Here is a 16,418-nt window from a genome sequence, read left to right on the forward strand (position 1 = left end):
CCCGACTGGCCCGCGTCTGTTTCGCCCTTGCGGTGTCCGTCACGCCCCCCCCACGACAGGAGATACTCAGACCTCGGACGTCAAGGTGGTGCGATGAGTGAACCCGAGGTGACGCTGCGGCTCCCGGACGCGATCGAGCTCTTCAGCGATCTGAACGAGTTCGTCGTGTCGCTCGACCGGATCCGCTCCAGGATCGCCTTCGCCGACGCGAGCCCGCAGATCCTGGTGGACTACATGGTCGACCGTGAGCTGTTCCAGCGTCTGGCCAAGTGGCGGGGGCTCCTGGGCGACGCCGTGGAAGCGGTGATCGGGGACGAGAGACTGGAGGAGATCGCCGAAGAAGGGTACGTGTACCCCGGCAATCCTTGATCCCTCGAAGGGGGACGGCACCTACGGCGAGCACACCACGGTCGAGGGCCTGACCGGGTACCGGCCATCACCAGGCGCAGGCGACAGGGCGTCGTCACGTCACTGCACCAGGGTTCCTCTGACGCCGGAGACGATCAAGTCGAGGCCGGCCTGGAAAGCGCGGTCCCGATGCTCTCTGGGCCAGCCGTCGGCTCCCGTCTTGCGGTTCTGTTCCTCGATCGTGTAGCCGTTGGCGTAGGCCAGGACGGTGTCCACGGCGACGGCGGCGACGTCAGCGGGGATCCCCGCGGCGACCAGTGCCGCGATGAGACGCTCGAAGGTGCTGACGGCCTCGTCGCCCGGGTGCTGGAAACCGGATATGAGACGGGCGCCGTCGCGGTGGGCCAGCATGATGTCGCGCACGCCGGACGCCACGCCGCGCAACAGCTCGTCCCAGGGCGCGTCGGCGAGCGGCGCGACGTCGTCCGCCACGCTGACCAGGTGCGCGACCATGGCGTCCAGCAGGGCCTGCTTGCTGGGGTAGTGCCGGTAGAGGGCGCTCGCCCGCACCCCGAGCCGGCTCGCCAGCAGCCGCATGGTGAGCGCGTCGAGGCCCACCTCGTCGAGCAGCCCGATCGCCGCCTGCAGCACCTCGGTGCGCCGCTGCCCCATCGTGTCCTCCTGAAATCGGGGTTGACAGTCCTGCCCGAGCTACGTGAACAATGTACACGTGAACGTTGTTCACCTGCGAACGGAGGACCAAGATGACACGTGTCCTGGTGATCGGCGCAGGGCTCGGCGGGCTGACGCTCGCGCACGCCCTCATGCGCGCCGGCCTCGACGTGAACGTGTACGAAGCCGACGACGGCACCGGCGAGCGGGCTCAGGGCTACCGGCAGGTGCTGCGGCAGGTCCTGCTCGGCGACCTGGACGGCCGGGTCGCCTTCGGCAAACGCCTGAAGGACCACACCGAACAGACGGACGGAACCGTCACCGCGCACTTCTCCGACGGCACGCGGGCCACGGGCGACGTGCTGGTCGGAGCCGACGGCGGCAACTCCGCGGTGCGGCGCCGGCTGGTGCCCGAGGTCCGGCTCATCGACGCCGACCTGTGCGGGGCGATGGGCCGTACCCCGGCCACCGACCGCTTCCTGGAGCTCGTGCCAGGACGCGGCACGATGGTCAAGGGGCCGGGGATCACGCTGATGCTGGGACGCATGCAGTTCGGCAGGGAGCCCGGCGAGGCCGCCGCCGAACTCGTACCCGACCTGCCCATGCCCCGCCGGGAAAGCTACGTGCGGTGGGTGCTGCTCCTGCCGCCGGACCATCCGGCGACCGCCACACCGGACCGGGGGGACGCTCGCGACCTGGTGCTGGAGCTCATCGAAGACTGGCATCCCGACTTGCGGGACCTGGTACGCGGCGCCGAGCTGAGCGGCGTGGGCCGCTCCAAGGTCCACGACCGTCCGATGCCGTCGTGGCCGGTGGGCCGGGTCACGCTGCTGGGCGACGCGGCCCACCTGACGCTGGCCAGCGGCGGCAACGGCGCCAACACCGCACTGCTGGACGCCGTACGGCTGAGCGCCCGCCTGACCGAAATCGATCAGGGCCGACGGGACCTGATCCCGGCTCTGACGGAATACCAGCGCGACCTGCTGGAACGCGGGAACGCGGCAGTGGAGGCCGGCAAGCAGGCGGCGCACAGGTTCGTCCCGGCCGGGGGCGAGGCGCGATGAGGAATGAGCCGCGCATCCTGCACGATCAGGTTCTTTCTGCCGACGGAACCACGATCGGCTACCGCCGCCGTGGCCGCGGACCCGGGCTGATCCTCGTCCACGGCGCGATGCAGGCGTCGCAGCACTTCACGAAGCTCGCCGCCGCCCTGTCGACAGACTTCACCGTCTATGTGCCCGACCGGCGCGGACGCGGGCTGAGCGGCCCGCACGGGGCCGACTTCAGCGTCATGCGGGAGGTCGAAGACCTGCAGGCGCTCGTCACGGCGACCGGCGCGTCGCAGATCTTCGGTCTGAGCTCGGGCGCGCTCGTCGTCCTGCGTACGGCCCTGACCACGCCCGCCCTTGACCGGCTCGCCCTGTATGAGCCCCCGCTGTCCATCGACGGCTCGGCGCCGATGGACTGGGTGCCGCGCTACGACCACGAGGTAGCCGCAGGAAAGAGCGCATCAGCGCTGGTCACCGCACTGAAGGGGCTGGACGCCGAACCGTCGCTGTTCAGCAGGATCCCCCGCTTCGCCCTCGTACCGCTCCTGGCGATCGGCGCGCGGTTGCAGGGCGATGGGCCCGCCGACGAGGTGCCGGTCAAAGCGCTCATCCCGACGCAGCACTACGACATGCAGGTGGTCAGGGAGATGGCCGACACGATCACGGACTACGCGACGCTCGATGCGCGGGTCCTGCTCCTCGGCGGCACGAAGAGCGCCGACTACCTGCGCCTGGCACTCCGGAAACTGTCCGAGACGCTGCCCCGCGCCCGACACATCGACCTGCCAGGAATCGGACACTCAGGCCCGGAGGACGACGGATCCCCACTCGTCGTAGCCCAGGCCCTACGAGACTTCTTCAGCGAACAGTGACGAGGTCACGAATGCCGCTGCTCGATGGTCGACCTCAACAAGCCACCTCCATTCGTCACGAGCCCATCACCATGCGTACGCATGGGGAAGCTCCTGGACGTGAAGATCCGATGTCCCATCGGACAAGGGAGCAAGGAGATGAACAGAATCCAATCCGGCTACGCCGTCATCGAATCCCTGGAGCCGTGATGTTGGAAGACCCTCTTCACCTGTCAGGACGCCTACGGCTGGGCAGGCAGGAAGACTGCCAGCGTCTCCTGACCATGCTCATCGTGGGCGGCCCCTATCCCCCGATTACGCCGTACTGTGGGCCGATCGTCTCTGGATGATCGAGTTGAAGACGGAGACGTCGAGCCACCGACGCGGTCAACTCACCTCGTACTTTGCTCTCGCCGGCCATCACCATCCCGGTCTGAGCGTGGATCTCACCTCCTTGACACCGCCCTTCACCTTCACGCCGCCAGCCGGCCAGGACGACATCAGGTTCGCGCACGTCACCTGGGCCCAGATCTTTCCGCTGTTGCGCGAGGTGTGGGGCAACGGCACGGACACGGAACGTCAGGTCCTCACCATGCTGCTTCAGGCACTGGAGAGCATCGGATCGAACTGGTCCGACTGGCGGGCTCAGCGAGTCGGTACGCAAAAGGACGAGCCGCCGGCGATCGAGGACATCGCCATGGCGTTGGCCGAGGCCACCGCCCACGACGGACGGCAGCGGGCCGTGAACCACCCGACGGCAGACCTGGACCTGCTCCAACGTCTCCGCATGACCCTACGAGAAGCCATCTGCGTCGAGCCGGAGCAGTCCCCTCTCCGGTACGTGAAGCCATGGCTCTGGAACGCCGCAACCAGCGGCGGGATCGCGCTCTCACCCTCCGGCCGAGACGTCGGCTTCGAACTCCGCCTCTCCCGATACCGCAAGCCGGTGTGCTGAGGTCAGGGTGGCGCGATGAGCGAACCCGAGGTCATGCTGCGGTTGCCGGACGCGATCGAGGCTTCCCTTCCTACGCCGACTCCTCGACGACAACGGCCTGTCGCGACTTCGCCGCCACCTCTACGAATTCAACGTGCGTATTCGAGCATGCAAATTGTCGATGCGCCGGTACAGCGCTTGGTGGTCGGGCGGTTGAGTGCTCTTCCACAACCGCACCTTCCTGTCGGCACCTGCAGTGGCGAGCAAATGGCCGTGGGGGTGGAAAGCGACGGCCCGGACCGGACCTGTATGGCCGCCGAGAGGCCGCCCCACTTGCTTCCCGGAATCGACATGCCACAACCGGACCAATCCATCATCGCCGGCGCTGGCCACCAAGTCCGCTCCCGGGTGGAAGGCCACCGACCGGACCGGGCCGATATGGCCGATGAACGGACCGGCCATGGCGCGCCCGGACAGGGGATCCCACAACCGCACCGTTTCGTCGTCGCCGCCGCTGGCCAGCAAGTGCCCGTCCGGATGAAAGGCCACCGTCACGACTGCGCCGTTGTGACCCGCCAAAGGCTCACTTGCCGGCTGCCCGGACGTCGCCTTCCACAAGCGCACCATGCCGTCGTCCCCGCCATTCGCCAGCAGGTGTCCGTCGACGTTGAAGGCGAGGGCCCAGCCGGCGCCGTCGAGGTTGATCAGAGGCCCCTTCAACGGCCTTCCAGTTTTGGTGTCCCACAACCGCACGGTCCCGTCTATGCCACCGCTGGCAAGGATGTGCCCGTTCGGGTGAAAGACCACCGACCAGACACTGCCGGTATGGCCGTACAGCGGTTCCCTCGCTGGTTTCAGGCCGTCAAGATGCCACAGGCGGATCGTCTTGTCGCTTCCACCACTGGCCACCAGATCCCCGTCGGGATGGAAGGCCACAGCCACGACGGCACCTGCATGGCCTGACAGAGGCTCCCGCCACGGCTTCCCCGTCACGGTGTCCCACAGCCGCACGGTTCCGTCGCCGCCGCCGCTTGCGAGGATGTGCCCGTTCGGATGGAAGGCCACCGACCAGACGGCGCCGGAGTGACCTTGTGCCGGCGATCCCTCCTCCGGCCGATACAAATCCTCCTGCTCATGCAGGAGGTCGAGGGCCGGCCCTTGAGCGTCTTCGTTCCGGACCGTGGGCTCGGCCCCGGAATCCGGAAGGCTATTGCTCTGGGCACGCATATTGTGGGCGGCGATCCACAGAGCTTTGAACTCGGTGACGTCGCCCTTCAACGCCTCGACCACGAGCTCCAGATTGCCCCATCGAGGCAGGTTGACGCAGCGGATCACACCGTGCGCGGTGGAGTGGCTCATCGCTCCCGTCTGCTTCGCCAGAGTCCGGCTGCTGGGCTCGCCTGCGTGCAGATGCAGGTCCCGCAGGCGCTCACGTAGAACGGCCAGGGGATCCTCCGGCAGAGGGGCTTGCGGAGACATGGTGATGTCAAGATTCCAGAATTCTCGAGAACGTAAACCACATGTGGCACATCTCCCCACAGCGTCACCTGGGCTGGGGTTGTCAGTTTCTGTCAGCCGACGTACGGGTTCATCGGATCGCGTAAGACCTTGGCACGGATCGTCAACGGCTATTCGGCACGCCGCATCCTGAAATCGCACCCTCGGCGTCGGCCGAGGTGATGCCGAACTCCAGAAGGGAAGCTCCATGATGATGCTGCCCCACCTCGTCGCACTGGTCGTGGCAAGCGCCGCGTTGCTGACACTCCCCGCCGTCATCTACATGTTCTCGGCCGACTCCGGACGCCGATCCCGTGCGCTGCGCCTGCTGCGCCTGCTGCTGCGCCGTTAGCATCCGCTTGCTCCGGCGAAGGCCGTGTCGCCTCGACCAGTTCTCTCGGGTCCTGGTCACCACCGGCGGGCCCGTCACCTCCCGTGTCGAACAATCTGCGGGCATGGATTCCGCAAGACGCGCTGTCACCACGGAAGTCCTGACCACGCCGACCTACGCTTCCCCCATGGCTTTTGTTATCCCAGAGATCAAGGTCGGCCTGGCCGAGCTCGGTGGCGGGCCTGACGCCTGGTGCTCAAGATGCGGCAAGCGTGCGAGCCTGTACTACGTTGATCCGGCGACCGGTAGACCCACGTACGTCTGCACGGCCGACGCCGGCGCCGAGGTGGAGGCAATGCTCTTGCGCTCCCCCGACTAGGCGGATCACCACCGCGATGCCGGCTCTTCGAGCCTCCGCACCGAAGAGCCGTCGGAACAAGGCGTTCGTCGACGCCATCCCCACATGAACAGGGCGTCACTCTGCGACACGAAAGCCGTCGCGCGCTACCTGACGCCGAAGCAGCTCCGCCTCCTTGAAGATGCTCCTCCACAGCGGCAGCCCAGGCACGCGACGCCATGACCTCGGCCGTCCCGAGCAGGCCCCCGCGTAGGCGAAGGAGGGTTCTGCACCCGCAATCCTTGAGCCCCACAGGTCGGACGCTTACGCTCACGCCATGCCCGTGATCGCCGCATTCGCCGCCCTCCTGGTCATTGTCGTGTTCCTGGCCAGGCGCCGGCTGGCAGTGGTGACGGTACGCGGGGAGAGCATGGTGCCGGCGTTGCGGCCCGGCGACCGGTTGCTGGTGCTGCGCGGCAAGGCGGTCAGACGTGGGCAGATCGTGGTGCTTGAGGCGATCGGGCCGGGGATGCGGTGGCGCGAGGGGCCGCTGCCCGAGGTCACGTCCGCCGAGTGGGTGGTCAAGCGGGTCGCGGCGCTGCCGGGTGAACCGGTGCCGCCGGAGTGCTCCGGGCTGCCCTCGACGGTCCCGCCCGGAAAGCTCGTGGTGCTGGGCGACGGGGAGGTCAGCGCGGATTCGAGATTATGGGGACTTGTACCAGCTGACCGCGTGCTGGGGGTCGTCCTACGCACCCTTGTTAGTACGTCCTAACAGTCTCATACTCCATTATGTCCGGACATTTCCTGACAACGGGGCTGGGATATGCGTCTGGTCTTTTCTGCCGCAGGACTGGCCACGACGACCTTCATCATCTCCCCCCTGCACCACACCCTGTTCGCCGCCCTGTGCCTGCATCATCCCGGTTTCGCCGTACCCGGATCACCGTGGCGGGACCTGGCGCGCAGGACGCCCGCCAGAGCCATGCCGTTCGTACGACGCGTCCACCACGCGCCGCACAGCGTGTCCGGCTTCCTCTGGGCCGACCTGCCACTGCCGTCCGGAGCAGGCACACTCAACGACGAACTCGACGTCCAACCCGGTCTCCGCGACGTCGCCGACGCGCTGCGCGCCTTCTACGTCAGCTGCGTGGCCCCGGAATGGGACGCGATACACCGCCGCCTGAGCGCGCACGTGAACCGATACTCCGAGCTGATCTGCGTACGAGGCTTCGGCCGTACGCTGCCCAGACTCACCCCCAGGCTGAGCTGGTACGGCTGCGCCCTGCAGATCGACACGTCGGACATGTGCCCGTCACCGGTGGAGCTCGGTGACGGGGGCGTGGCGTTCTCGCCGCTGATGTGCGCCAGCCGCTGCTTTCTCGCGCTGTCGCCGCCCCGCGGCGACAGCAGGGCCGTCATCGCCTATCCGGTCAGCGACGAGGGCACCCGGCCCCCCGTGTCGGTGGACGCCCTGGCCCAGGTCGTCGGGCAGGCCCGCGCCAGGGTCCTGCGCTCGATCGGCGGCGGGTCGGCGACCGGCGAGCTGGCCAGGTCGCTGGCGGTGAGCGCCTCGACGGTGTCCGAGCACGTGACGGCGTTGCGGCTGGCGGGGCTCGTGAACACCTACCGCGAGGGCCGGGCGGTGCGGCACGTGCTCACCTCGCTGGGGCACGAACTCCTCGAATACAGCGCCTGATTTGTCGCATTTCGGTGGCGGTCCGAAAGGATTGCCCCTCCCCTGACCCGATGGTGATGATCAGGCGAATACAGCCCCTCTCACCCAGGAGGTCGGATGACTCGCACACTCAAGGCGTTGGGCGACCGGATGCTCGGCGCCCTGCTGCCCGCCAGCACCGCGGACGCCAGGGGGTGCCCCTACGAGTGCTGGTGCTACCACTGGCTCGACCACACCGCGTGGACCTGCGTGCGGCCGGACTGCACGACCTACGTGTCCTGCTACGAGTGCTGCTGACCCTCCACACCCCGCCCACGACCCCTCCGCGAGGGGCGTGGGCGGACCCCACCTGCGCAGGAGTGCCATGCCGTACATAGAGCTGGGCTGCAGGGCCGTGCTCTGCCTCGTCTTCCTGGCCGCGCTGGCGGGCAAGGCCAGCGGCTGGCGCGCCTTCGTGTCCTCCGTCCCCGGTCTGGCTCCCGGACTGCCCGCCGCGCCGGTCGCGGTGGCCGTACTGGCCGGTGAGAGCGCCGCCGTGGCGCTGCTCGCCACGGGCGAGCGCGCGGGATTCGTGCTGGCCGCCGCGCTGTCGGCGGCCTTCGCCGCCGCGATCCTGCTGGCCCTGCGCCGCGGCTCCGCCGCCACCTGCCGGTGCTTCGGCGTCACCGCCGCCCCGCTGAGCCGGGCCCAGGTCGTGCGCAACCTGCTCCTGATCGCGGTCGCGGTCACCGGCTGGGCGATGCCGGGCGGGCGTGTCGAACTCGCCGGGGTCGCGCTGGCGCTGGTCGCCGCCGCGGTGCTCGCCGCCGTTCTGGTGCTCTTCGACGACCTCGCCGACCTTCTCCTGGAGAGGAACCTCTGATGCCGTACGTCATCGCAGCCCTGGTCATCGTGGGCGTCGTGAGCGCGCTCAACCTGGTGCTGACGCTCGCGGTGATCCGCAGGCTGCGCCACGCCGAGCAGCACGCCGCGCCCTCGGGGCCGCCGCTGCTGCCGGTGGGCTCGACCGTCCCCGACGTGCGCGGGATCGGACGGCCCGCGGTGATCGGCTTCTTCGACACCGAGTGTCAGGCCTGCCCCGGGCAACTGCCGCCGTTCCTCCAGCTCGTCGCCAACGCGGGCTACTCCCCCTCGCAAGTGCTCGCCGTCGTGTCCGGACCCGACGGGGAGAGCTACGCGGACGCGCTGCGCGGCAGCGCCACCGTGATCACCGAGCCCGCCAACGGTCCGGTCTGCCTGGCCTTCCCCAACTCCGCCTTCCCCGCCTTCTACCTGCTCGACGACTCCGGCCGGGTCAGGTCGCGCGCGGTCACCGTGGCCGGGCTCGGCGCCCCCGTCACCGCATGACCCACGACGTCTCGCCCGGCGTGCTGCGGCTGGCCGGGAGGGCCGTGACGGTGTGGGGGCTGGCCTGGCGGGCCGCTCCGCTCGCCGCCGTCTGCTCGGCGCTCGCCGTGATCGTCGGCGGCACGACGCCGGTGGCCGCCGCCTGGTGCACCAAGCTCATCCTGGACGGTCTGGCGGGCAACCGGGCCGTCCTGGTGCCCACGATCATGCTCGGTGTGGTGGGCCTGGTCGCCGCGCTGCTGCCGCACCTGACCGAATACACCGACGGACGGCTGCGCCGCGGCATGGACCTGCTGACCCGCGAGCGCCTGTTCACCTCGGTCAACGCCTTCGTCGGACTCGGCCCGTTCGAGAACCCCCGCTTCCGCGACCGCCTCAGGCTGGCCGAGCAGGCGGGGACGGGCGCCGCCAACCAGATCCTGGCTCCCAGCCTGGCGCTGGTGCGCGGGCTGGTCACGCTGGCCGGGTTCGTCGCCGCGCTCATGGCGCTGAGCCCGGTCATGACCGGGATCGTCCTGCTGTCCGCGCTGCCGTCGCTGGGGGTGCAGCTGTCGCTGAGCAGGCGCAAGGTACGTCTCGGCTGGACGCTCAGCCCGGCGATGCGCCGCCAGATCTTCTACGCCGACCTGCTCACCGAGGTCGAGCCGGCCAAGGAGGTGCGGCTGTTCGGGCTCGGCACGTTCCTGCGCGACCGTCTCCTCGGCGAGATCCGCGCGGTCAACCACCAGGAGCAGGCCCTGGAACGGCGAGCGCTGGCGGGACACGGGCTGCTGGCCCTGCTCGGCGCGGCGATCGGCGGCGCCGGACTGATCTGGGCGATCGCCGGCGGCCGGCTCGGCGTGGGCGACGTGGCCGTCTTCGCCGCCGCCGTCGCCGGGGTGCAGGGCGCGTTGTCCGGCGGGGTCACCCAGCTCGCCCGGCTGCACCAGGCGCTGCTGGTCTTCGGTCACTACCGCGCCGTCGTCTCCGCCGCCCCCGACCTTCCCGTACGCCTCCCGCCGCGCCCTCTGCCCGCGCTCCGCTCCGGGATCGAAGTACGGGACGTCTGGTTCCGCTACGGCGAGGAGCAACCATGGGTGCTGCGCGGAGTGGATCTCACCATCCCGCACGGCGCCAGCGTCGCGCTCGTGGGACTCAACGGCGCCGGAAAGTCGACGCTGGTCAAACTGCTGTGCCGGTTCTACGACCCGACCCGCGGGGCAGTGCGCTGGGACGGGACGGACCTGCGTGACGCCGACCCCGCCGAACTGCGCTCCCGGCTGACCGCGGTCTTCCAGGACTACGTCGCCTACGACTTCACGGCGGCGGAGAACATCTCACTCGGCTCACTGGGCGCCTCCCCCGACCAGGTCAGGGCGGCGGCACGCCTGGCGGGGGTGGACAAGGCGCTGGACAGCCTGCCGCACGGGTACGACACGTTGCTGAGCAACCGCTTCCTCGACGCCGCCGAGGCCAGCGGCGTCGTCCTGTCCGGCGGCCAGTGGCAGCGCCTCGCCGTGGCCAGAGCGTTGATCCGGGGCGAACGCGACCTGCTCATCCTGGACGAGCCGAGCGCCGGACTCGACGCGGAGGCCGAACACGCCATCCACCAGCGGTTGCGCGAGCACCGGGCCGGCCGCACCAGCCTGCTGATCTCCCACCGGCTGAGCGCCGTCAAGGACGCCGACCTCATCGTGGTGCTGACGGACGGCAGAATCGCCGAACAGGGCACCCACACCACCCTGATGGCCGCAGACGGCGAATACGCCCGCCTCTTCACCCTCCAGGCCAGCGGCTACACCGTCGACATCCACTGAAGACTGTCGCCACCACCTCGCAAGAACTGGTAGCCGGATGGCGCTTGGCACCAAAGCCGAGAATAGGCTCGTGGAGTACCTGCTGCCTGACGAGGGACTTCAGTGTCGGCAGCTTAGTGGGACGGGGTCGCTGGGCGCTGCATTCGTCCAGGGAATGGGATGGCATCGTGATCGTGACAAGAGAGGGGGAACGACTCATCGAGCTCTCCGTCCTCAGCGTTCCTGGAACTGAGAACTGGGTCGCCGAGATCTGGGATCTAGCGCCGGACGGTGGAGAGCTCATGCACGTCCACAAGTCGACAACCGGAGAGATCCACGTGGCCGTGCTCGAGGAAGGGCTGGATCCTGCATTCATTGCGCGGTGGTCACGACGCGCGGCGGAAGAACTGCGCGACTACTGCCCCACACGCACCGGCGAGCTGCGACCGCCACCGGGAATCATCCGGCATTCAGGTATCTCCTGACGGACCTACAAAGGGCCGACCGCCAGGCGCGCGTCCTGCTCCGAGAACGAGACGGGGAGTTCCAGCCGTCACGGACGGGAGCGTCACCGGCGCCGCAGTCAGGTGTCGAAAGACGCTCAGATCACAGGCAACGCTGCGGCAGCAGGTCGGACGGCCCAGCCGAACTTGGCAGACCCGGGCGTCCCAGGAACTTGCCAGGAGCCTGAGGATCTGATCATTCGCCTGGCGCGGAGGAACCCGGTGTTGGGCCATCAACGGGTGTACGGCGAGGTGATGCGGCTTGGCACCCGTCAGCGACGGCCACCGTGCGCCGTACTCTGCGCCCCTCCTCCGCGATCAAAGTGTCCAGGTTTGCCCCCACAGGTAGTAGTGACGGGCGTGCCCGGGCATCCTTTGGCCTTCCCGGCGCCCTGGCAAGCGGACGGGAATCCCATGGATCCGGACAGCGCGCTCCCCGGTTCGATCCGGACAAGGACACGAACTGCTTCGATCTGGTGAGAAAGCGAAAGCCCGGTGTCCCGAACGGAGGGAACTGCGGGGGGTCGGAGCCGGCGATGAGGGCGTCGGGGTGTGAATGGGCGGTCGTAGGGGTGACCGCCCGGCGCGTGCGATAAAGCCCGGCCGGAGTCGGGGAAGCCACGCTCAGGTGGCCTGGAAACGTCCGGCGGTGGTCCTGGTGCGGCGGTTCCGCATGTCTGCGATCTTACGGGGCGACTTTGTCCGGGCTCCTTTGTCTGCATGGAAACAGAAAGGGCCGTGGCATGAAAGTCACAGAACAACGTTGGCATGTCCTGATGGCGTACCGGCCGCGACTGCTGGCCTTGGCGAAACGTATGGGGGCCGGGGCGGACGCGGAGGACGTCGTCCAGGACGCGTTGCTGCGTACCGCCACTTTCGCAGGACTGGAGGAGGAGCGGGCGTGGCCGTTCCTCGCCACCGTCACGACGCGACTCGTCGTCGACCACCACCGCCGGACGGCCCGTGAACAGGCGTTATGCCGCCATGCGGCGCTGATGCCGCGCCCCCACGGCTTCGAGGACGCCGTGGCCGACGGGGACGAGGCCAGGCGCGCGGCCCCTCTGATCGCGCTGCTCGACCCCGAGATCCGCCATGTGGTCCACCTGCGGATGGAGGGCGCCACCTGGGGGCAGATCGGCGTCGCGCGCGGCGAATCGGCCGCCGCCGTCGAGATGCGGTATCGCCGTGCGACAGCCCCCGTGCGGCGGGCCGTGAACCGCCCGGCCGGAAAACGGCGATGAATTCCGTCGAGCTTCCCGCCCAGGAACGTATTACCGATGAAAGGCTCGTTCAGGCCGATGTGCGATTCTCGGGAATCGCGGAAAAGGACAGCAATGAGAAGCCTGCGAAGGCGTATTCCGCTCGTACGGCATGCGTTTGTCGTGCTGCTGGCGGCGGCGCTCACCTGCTTGATGCTCGCGCCCGCGGCGGGAGCGGAGAGCAGGACGTCCCAGAAGGTCTCGTCGTCTCTGACGGATCCCGACACCGAACTGGCCACCACGGAGAACGGCGAGGAACCGCTGGACTCCATCTCCAGCGAGGATTATCTCGCGAAGCTCGCCCAGAACGATGTCGTCGTCTCGGCGGAGGAACGGACCCAGATCATGGCGAGTTCCTGCTGGATCTACACCGGCTACCGAGGCGGCAAGAACCGCGTCGGCCAATGGCTCTGGAAGTATTTCCAGAGAATGGACTACTGCCGCGACGGCTCCCGGATCACCAGCGCCCACTTCTACACCAGGTGGGCCGAGGTCTACATGGTGGGCTGGTCGTTCAAGGCTCACGAGTCGCTCGTGAGCAACGGCGGCCGGGGAGCGGCCCAATGGCGCAAGCGGACCCAGGGCGTCTTCTGCCTTGTGCCGTACTTCTCCTGCATCCAGGAATCGCACCCCTGGGTGGACATGACCGTCTACGGTAACGGCGCGAGGTCCTTCAGCGCCGGAGGCTGACATACGAGAGCGCCGGTCCGGGAAGAACCCCGGGCCGGTGCTCTGTGCCGTCGGCGGCGAACGGGAGCGTCATGATCTCTCACGGTAACGCGACGGTGAGATCCCGGCCCACGCCACGAACGCCTGCCGTAAGGACTCGGCGGAGGCGAACCCGCACCGCCGGGCGATGGCCGCGACCGACTCGCGAGTGCCGGTGAGCAGCTGGGCGGCCGCTTCGAGCCGCGTCTCGCGGACCAGCCGCGAGGGGGTCCGGCCGACGCACTCGACGAACAGCCTGCTCAGATGCCGCTCGCTCACCCCGGCGAGCGCGGCCAGACGGGCGACGCCGAGATCCTCGTCCAGATGGCTGACCACATGGTCGACGACCCGCCGGACCAGGACCTGGTCGGCGTGCGCGATCCGGTTGAACATGCTCACCTGCGCCTGGTCCCCCGGCCTTTTCAGGTACGTGACCATGCCCATGGCGACGCGGCGGGCCAGCTCGGACCCGTGGTCCTCCTCGATGAACGACAGCGTGAGATCCAGAGAGGCGGTGACCCCGCCTGACGTCGCGACCGTGCCGTCCCGTACGAAGATCGGCGCGGGGTCGACCCGTACGTGCGGGTATCGGGTGGCCAGCCGTCCGGCCTCGTACCAGTGCGTGGTGGCCCGGCGGTTGTCGAGCAAACCGGCTGCGGCCAGCACCGTCGCCCCGGTGCACACGGACGCGACCCGCCGCGACAGCCCGGCCAGCCGTACGACCTGACTGACGAACCGAGGGTTGGCGGCGGCGGTCTCGTGCCCTTGACCACCCGAGACGATCAGCGTGTCGATCGGGCCGCCCATCGTGTCGATCCGCCCCTGCCCGGGCAGCTCCAGCCCGGAGTCGCACCGTACGGGCCGGCCCATCGGAGTCGCGAACACGACCCGGTACGCCGGGTCGGCGCCCTGCCGGTTGGCGTAGTCGAAACCGGTCGTCACGCACGCGACGTCAACGAGCTCGATGCCGTCGAAACCGATGACGACCACCAGCCGTCCAGTCATGACTACACGGTACGAGCGAGCGACGGAACACGCACTGCCGACTTTCTCACCGTGGGCTCCGGCAGCACGGCGGCTCCGACGGCTGCGGGGACACGAGCACCGCCGTCGAGCGAGAAGTGGGTTGCCCGACGATCACTTCACACCTCGTGTCGAGGCCGGCCTGCTCATGAAGCTCCCAGGTGTCCGCCTTGACCCACTTCGTACGCCTCGCGGATCCAGCCGGCGAACCCCTCGTCAAGCTCGGCGAGATCAGAGATCCGGAAGGTATGAACGTACAACCGCTTCGTGTACGGGGACACGCTGCTGATACGAGCGTCGTCGCCGATCGTGCGCTGGATGTCGAAGTACCCTCGGAGCCCCCGCGTGTCCGGCTTCGCTCCGGCGAATCCTCGACGTGTGCCCTTGACGGTGATCATGCTCTTGGACACCGCGTACGTGAAGGGCCCGCATGCCTCGACCAGGCTGACAAATTCGTGGTACAGGGCTACCGATGCGTCGGGCTTGCCCTCAAGGTGATCGTCGATCGTCCATGTCCGCTGGCTCATGGACCGAGAAACTAGCAAGCGGTGGCGACAGTTTTCGGACTGCGGAGCCGTACTGATCGGGACGCGGGCCATGCAGCCGACGCTCCAGCCACAGACATGCTGCGGCGCGGACGGTCCGGTCCGTACGGCGGTGCATGCGCGCAGAGCCCGGCCCGGAGCCCCGCACCGGCCGGGACCGGCCGGGGCGCGGCCGTCATGGGCCGAAGCCTTGCGCGGAGGGGTGGGGACGCGGGCCCCGGGCGGATCGCGAGGCCGCATGGCGTGACCGCTCGGTCCACGTGCCCTCCAAGGGCTCTCTTGCCAGCAGTCCCATCTTGGTGACCTTCACGGCCGCCTGGAATCGGGTCTCCACGCCCAGGCGGTCCAGCAGGGTCGAGATCACGCGGCTGAGCGTCCTGGGCGATACGTTGAGCCTTCGTGCGATCGCCTCGTCCTTGGCGCCGATGGCGAGCATCCGGATGATCACCCTTTCCTGGGTGGACAGGATTCTGTCCACGCATTCCGCGTGATCCAGCACGTTCGCTATCGGGACGGCCTCGGACCAGTGGTATGCGAACACCGCGTACATGGACCTGACCACCTCCATGCTGTGGATGGCCACGACGCCGAGAGAGGTGTCCTGCGGGTCGATGGGCAACAGGGCCAGGTCGTCGTCCATGAGGGTCATGCCGAGCGGCAGATAACCGCCGACCCGGATGTCCGCCCCGTGACGCATCACCTCCATGCAGTAGTCACGCATCACGGGGTGCGCCACCACATGATCGGAATAGAGGACCCGCATCTTGACGCCGCGGGACAGGGCCCGCACCGTCCTCGACAACATCTCGTTCGTGGCGTCGATCGCGGGCGCGCTGGGATGGATGGCCAGCTCCTGCTGCTTCACCTGGGAGGATCGATGATCGAGGAACTCGCTCAGCTCCGTCGAGGTTCGCAGCAACTCGACGTTCACGCCGTTCCCGTGCCGCTCGCCGGGCGAGAAGTCCCGCAGCAGCATGTGCAACGCCTCGCGGAAATGACCGAGCCGCCGGTGGTAGCTGGCCGCGAGACTCCGCTCCAGGTCGAGCAGCCGGGAGAGCGCCACGTCGGGATTTACGATGATGTATCCCGTTGTGGCCTGCGTGGAAGGGACGAGCAGTCCGAGCTGTTCCAGGCACATGATGGCTGCCTCGATATCGACTGTCTCGGCACCCACCTCCGCCGCCACGGAGGGCGCGTCCCATGTCGCCCGCGATCCCGCGGTCCGGTAGAGCAGCGAGGCCAGCCCGTTGCGCACGTCCGACATCGTTGAATCTTTCACCAGACCCTCACCTTTCCAGGAACGGGTGTAGCGCAGGGTGGCCCGACTCACCCCGCCGATTCCGCACCTCTCCTGAAGAGGCGCCCATCGCTCCAGTTGTTCTCGATGAACTCCAGGCATTCGGCACGTCCGCCGGGCCCGAACGTGACCGTCCAGCCATCGGGCACCTCGATGTCCACCGGCCACAGGGAATGTTGTCCGGCGGCGTTGACGAGAGCCTCGTACTCGCGGCCGTGGTCCTCGAAGGGATTGGTCATCACGCTTCCTCCGTTGTCGTGCCGATAC

The 16,418-nt window shown here is 68.4% G+C and carries 21 protein-coding genes; 15 read left to right on the forward strand and 6 right to left on the reverse strand.

Annotated features, from left to right (window positions below; genetic code table 11):
- Positions 1–93: 93 nt before the first annotated feature.
- Positions 94–369 (forward strand): hypothetical protein, encoded by a 276-nt coding sequence (locus AB0J97_RS39490; RefSeq protein WP_364098807.1) that lies wholly within the window; start codon positions 94–96, stop codon positions 367–369.
- Positions 370–468: 99 nt separating this feature from the next.
- Here the strand turns inward: AB0J97_RS39490 and AB0J97_RS39495 are convergent, their stop codons facing one another.
- A complete protein-coding gene (locus tag AB0J97_RS39495) occupies positions 469–1,020 on the reverse strand; it encodes a TetR/AcrR family transcriptional regulator C-terminal domain-containing protein (RefSeq protein ID WP_364098810.1) in 552 nt (183 codons plus the stop codon).
- 92 nt (positions 1,021–1,112) lie between these two features.
- On the opposite strand from AB0J97_RS39495, the gene AB0J97_RS39500 reads away from it, so the two are divergent.
- From AB0J97_RS39500 to AB0J97_RS39510, 3 genes are all read left to right on the forward strand, one after another.
- A complete protein-coding gene (locus tag AB0J97_RS39500) occupies positions 1,113–2,084 on the forward strand; it encodes an NAD(P)/FAD-dependent oxidoreductase (RefSeq protein WP_364098813.1) in 972 nt (323 codons plus the stop codon).
- Entirely contained in the window at positions 2,081–2,941 is an 861-nt protein-coding gene (locus AB0J97_RS39505) for an alpha/beta hydrolase (protein ID WP_364098816.1), read from the forward strand. Before AB0J97_RS39500 ends, AB0J97_RS39505 begins: the two co-directional genes overlap by 4 nt.
- A 325-nt stretch (positions 2,942–3,266) precedes the next feature.
- Complete coding sequence (locus tag AB0J97_RS39510) at positions 3,267–3,875, forward strand: hypothetical protein (RefSeq protein ID WP_364098819.1); 609 nt, start codon at positions 3,267–3,269, stop codon at positions 3,873–3,875.
- 120 nt (positions 3,876–3,995) lie between these two features.
- On the opposite strand, the gene AB0J97_RS39515 is transcribed toward AB0J97_RS39510, so the two are convergent.
- Positions 3,996–5,213 (reverse strand): WD40 repeat domain-containing protein, encoded by a 1,218-nt coding sequence (locus AB0J97_RS39515; RefSeq protein WP_364098822.1) that lies wholly within the window; start codon positions 5,211–5,213, stop codon positions 3,996–3,998.
- A gap of 346 nt (positions 5,214–5,559) precedes the next feature.
- On the opposite strand from AB0J97_RS39515, the gene AB0J97_RS39520 reads away from it, so the two are divergent.
- The 11 genes from AB0J97_RS39520 to AB0J97_RS39570 all read left to right on the forward strand — a co-directional run bounded on the left by AB0J97_RS39520 (position 5,560) and on the right by AB0J97_RS39570 (position 13,268).
- Positions 5,560–5,703 (forward strand): hypothetical protein, encoded by a 144-nt coding sequence (locus AB0J97_RS39520; protein ID WP_357700380.1) that lies wholly within the window; start codon positions 5,560–5,562, stop codon positions 5,701–5,703.
- A 166-nt stretch (positions 5,704–5,869) separates the two neighbouring features.
- Positions 5,870–6,061 (forward strand): hypothetical protein, encoded by a 192-nt coding sequence (locus tag AB0J97_RS39525; RefSeq protein ID WP_357700378.1) that lies wholly within the window; start codon positions 5,870–5,872, stop codon positions 6,059–6,061.
- A gap of 295 nt (positions 6,062–6,356) precedes the next feature.
- Positions 6,357–6,791 carry a S26 family signal peptidase gene (locus AB0J97_RS39530; protein ID WP_364098827.1) on the forward strand — a complete coding sequence of 145 codons (435 nt, stop codon included), beginning with the start codon at positions 6,357–6,359 and terminating at the stop codon, positions 6,789–6,791.
- A gap of 51 nt (positions 6,792–6,842) precedes the next feature.
- Positions 6,843–7,715, forward strand: coding sequence for a winged helix-turn-helix domain-containing protein (locus AB0J97_RS39535; RefSeq protein WP_364098830.1), 873 nt, complete (start codon positions 6,843–6,845; stop codon positions 7,713–7,715).
- Between the two features lie 96 nt (positions 7,716–7,811).
- Positions 7,812–7,991, forward strand: coding sequence for a hypothetical protein (locus AB0J97_RS39540; protein WP_125645566.1), 180 nt, complete (start codon positions 7,812–7,814; stop codon positions 7,989–7,991).
- Positions 7,992–8,058: 67 nt separating this feature from the next.
- Complete coding sequence (locus AB0J97_RS39545; RefSeq protein ID WP_364098834.1) at positions 8,059–8,556, forward strand: MauE/DoxX family redox-associated membrane protein; 498 nt, start codon at positions 8,059–8,061, stop codon at positions 8,554–8,556.
- Positions 8,556–9,041, forward strand: a complete 486-nt coding sequence (locus AB0J97_RS39550) for a hypothetical protein (protein ID WP_364098837.1) — start codon at positions 8,556–8,558, stop codon at positions 9,039–9,041. Before AB0J97_RS39545 ends, AB0J97_RS39550 begins: the two co-directional genes overlap by 1 nt.
- Entirely contained in the window at positions 9,038–10,837 is a 1,800-nt protein-coding gene (locus AB0J97_RS39555) for an ABC transporter ATP-binding protein (protein ID WP_364098840.1), read from the forward strand. The genes AB0J97_RS39550 and AB0J97_RS39555 overlap by 4 nt, the downstream gene beginning before the upstream one ends.
- Before the next feature lie 167 nt (positions 10,838–11,004).
- Complete coding sequence (locus AB0J97_RS39560) at positions 11,005–11,301, forward strand: hypothetical protein (RefSeq protein ID WP_364098843.1); 297 nt, start codon at positions 11,005–11,007, stop codon at positions 11,299–11,301.
- 794 nt (positions 11,302–12,095) lie between these two features.
- Positions 12,096–12,560 (forward strand): sigma factor, encoded by a 465-nt coding sequence (locus AB0J97_RS39565; RefSeq protein WP_364098846.1) that lies wholly within the window; start codon positions 12,096–12,098, stop codon positions 12,558–12,560.
- A 141-nt stretch (positions 12,561–12,701) separates the two neighbouring features.
- Positions 12,702–13,268: a hypothetical protein gene (locus tag AB0J97_RS39570; protein WP_364098849.1), complete on the forward strand. Its 567-nt coding sequence runs from the start codon at positions 12,702–12,704 to the stop codon at positions 13,266–13,268.
- 69 nt (positions 13,269–13,337) lie between these two features.
- Here the strand turns inward: AB0J97_RS39570 and AB0J97_RS39575 are convergent, their stop codons facing one another.
- The 4 genes from AB0J97_RS39575 to AB0J97_RS39590 all read right to left on the reverse strand — a co-directional run bounded on the left by AB0J97_RS39575 (position 13,338) and on the right by AB0J97_RS39590 (position 16,390).
- The gene (locus tag AB0J97_RS39575; protein WP_364098852.1) at positions 13,338–14,291 is read right to left on the reverse strand and encodes a helix-turn-helix domain-containing protein; all 954 of its coding nucleotides are present in this window, start codon (positions 14,289–14,291) and stop codon (positions 13,338–13,340) included.
- 164 nt (positions 14,292–14,455) lie between these two features.
- Positions 14,456–14,836, reverse strand: a complete 381-nt coding sequence (locus AB0J97_RS39580) for a DUF5655 domain-containing protein (protein WP_364098855.1) — start codon at positions 14,834–14,836, stop codon at positions 14,456–14,458.
- Between the two features lie 193 nt (positions 14,837–15,029).
- Positions 15,030–16,109: a LuxR C-terminal-related transcriptional regulator gene (locus AB0J97_RS39585; protein WP_364098858.1), complete on the reverse strand. Its 1,080-nt coding sequence runs from the start codon at positions 16,107–16,109 to the stop codon at positions 15,030–15,032.
- A gap of 71 nt (positions 16,110–16,180) precedes the next feature.
- A complete protein-coding gene (locus AB0J97_RS39590) occupies positions 16,181–16,390 on the reverse strand; it encodes an MbtH family protein (RefSeq protein ID WP_357700347.1) in 210 nt (69 codons plus the stop codon).
- Positions 16,391–16,418 lie beyond the last annotated feature (28 nt).

It is taken from the genome of Nonomuraea sp. NPDC049607 (genome assembly GCF_040675375.1).
GTDB lineage: Bacteria > Actinomycetota > Actinomycetes > Streptosporangiales > Streptosporangiaceae > Nonomuraea.

What these genes read in the sequence shown, in the direction of transcription:
- AB0J97_RS39490 (WP_364098807.1), top strand. Translation starts at nt 94, where the DNA reads ATGAGTGAACCCGAGGTGACGCTGCGGCTCCCGGACGCGATCGAGCTC.
- AB0J97_RS39495 (WP_364098810.1), bottom strand. Translation starts at nt 1,020, where the DNA reads ATGGGGCAGCGGCGCACCGAGGTGCTGCAGGCGGCGATCGGGCTGCTC.
- AB0J97_RS39500 (WP_364098813.1), top strand. Translation starts at nt 1,113, where the DNA reads ATGACACGTGTCCTGGTGATCGGCGCAGGGCTCGGCGGGCTGACGCTC.
- AB0J97_RS39505 (WP_364098816.1), top strand. Translation starts at nt 2,081, where the DNA reads ATGAGGAATGAGCCGCGCATCCTGCACGATCAGGTTCTTTCTGCCGAC.
- AB0J97_RS39510 (WP_364098819.1), top strand. Translation starts at nt 3,267, where the DNA reads ATGATCGAGTTGAAGACGGAGACGTCGAGCCACCGACGCGGTCAACTC.
- AB0J97_RS39515 (WP_364098822.1), bottom strand. Translation starts at nt 5,213, where the DNA reads ATGAGCCACTCCACCGCGCACGGTGTGATCCGCTGCGTCAACCTGCCT.
- AB0J97_RS39520 (WP_357700380.1), top strand. Translation starts at nt 5,560, where the DNA reads ATGATGATGCTGCCCCACCTCGTCGCACTGGTCGTGGCAAGCGCCGCG.
- AB0J97_RS39525 (WP_357700378.1), top strand. Translation starts at nt 5,870, where the DNA reads ATGGCTTTTGTTATCCCAGAGATCAAGGTCGGCCTGGCCGAGCTCGGT.
- AB0J97_RS39530 (WP_364098827.1), top strand. Translation starts at nt 6,357, where the DNA reads ATGCCCGTGATCGCCGCATTCGCCGCCCTCCTGGTCATTGTCGTGTTC.
- AB0J97_RS39535 (WP_364098830.1), top strand. Translation starts at nt 6,843, where the DNA reads ATGCGTCTGGTCTTTTCTGCCGCAGGACTGGCCACGACGACCTTCATC.
- AB0J97_RS39540 (WP_125645566.1), top strand. Translation starts at nt 7,812, where the DNA reads ATGACTCGCACACTCAAGGCGTTGGGCGACCGGATGCTCGGCGCCCTG.
- AB0J97_RS39545 (WP_364098834.1), top strand. Translation starts at nt 8,059, where the DNA reads ATGCCGTACATAGAGCTGGGCTGCAGGGCCGTGCTCTGCCTCGTCTTC.
- AB0J97_RS39550 (WP_364098837.1), top strand. Translation starts at nt 8,556, where the DNA reads ATGCCGTACGTCATCGCAGCCCTGGTCATCGTGGGCGTCGTGAGCGCG.
- AB0J97_RS39555 (WP_364098840.1), top strand. Translation starts at nt 9,038, where the DNA reads ATGACCCACGACGTCTCGCCCGGCGTGCTGCGGCTGGCCGGGAGGGCC.
- AB0J97_RS39565 (WP_364098846.1), top strand. Translation starts at nt 12,096, where the DNA reads ATGGCGTACCGGCCGCGACTGCTGGCCTTGGCGAAACGTATGGGGGCC.
- AB0J97_RS39575 (WP_364098852.1), bottom strand. Translation starts at nt 14,291, where the DNA reads ATGACTGGACGGCTGGTGGTCGTCATCGGTTTCGACGGCATCGAGCTC.
- AB0J97_RS39580 (WP_364098855.1), bottom strand. Translation starts at nt 14,836, where the DNA reads ATGAGCCAGCGGACATGGACGATCGACGATCACCTTGAGGGCAAGCCC.
- AB0J97_RS39590 (WP_357700347.1), bottom strand. Translation starts at nt 16,390, where the DNA reads ATGACCAATCCCTTCGAGGACCACGGCCGCGAGTACGAGGCTCTCGTC.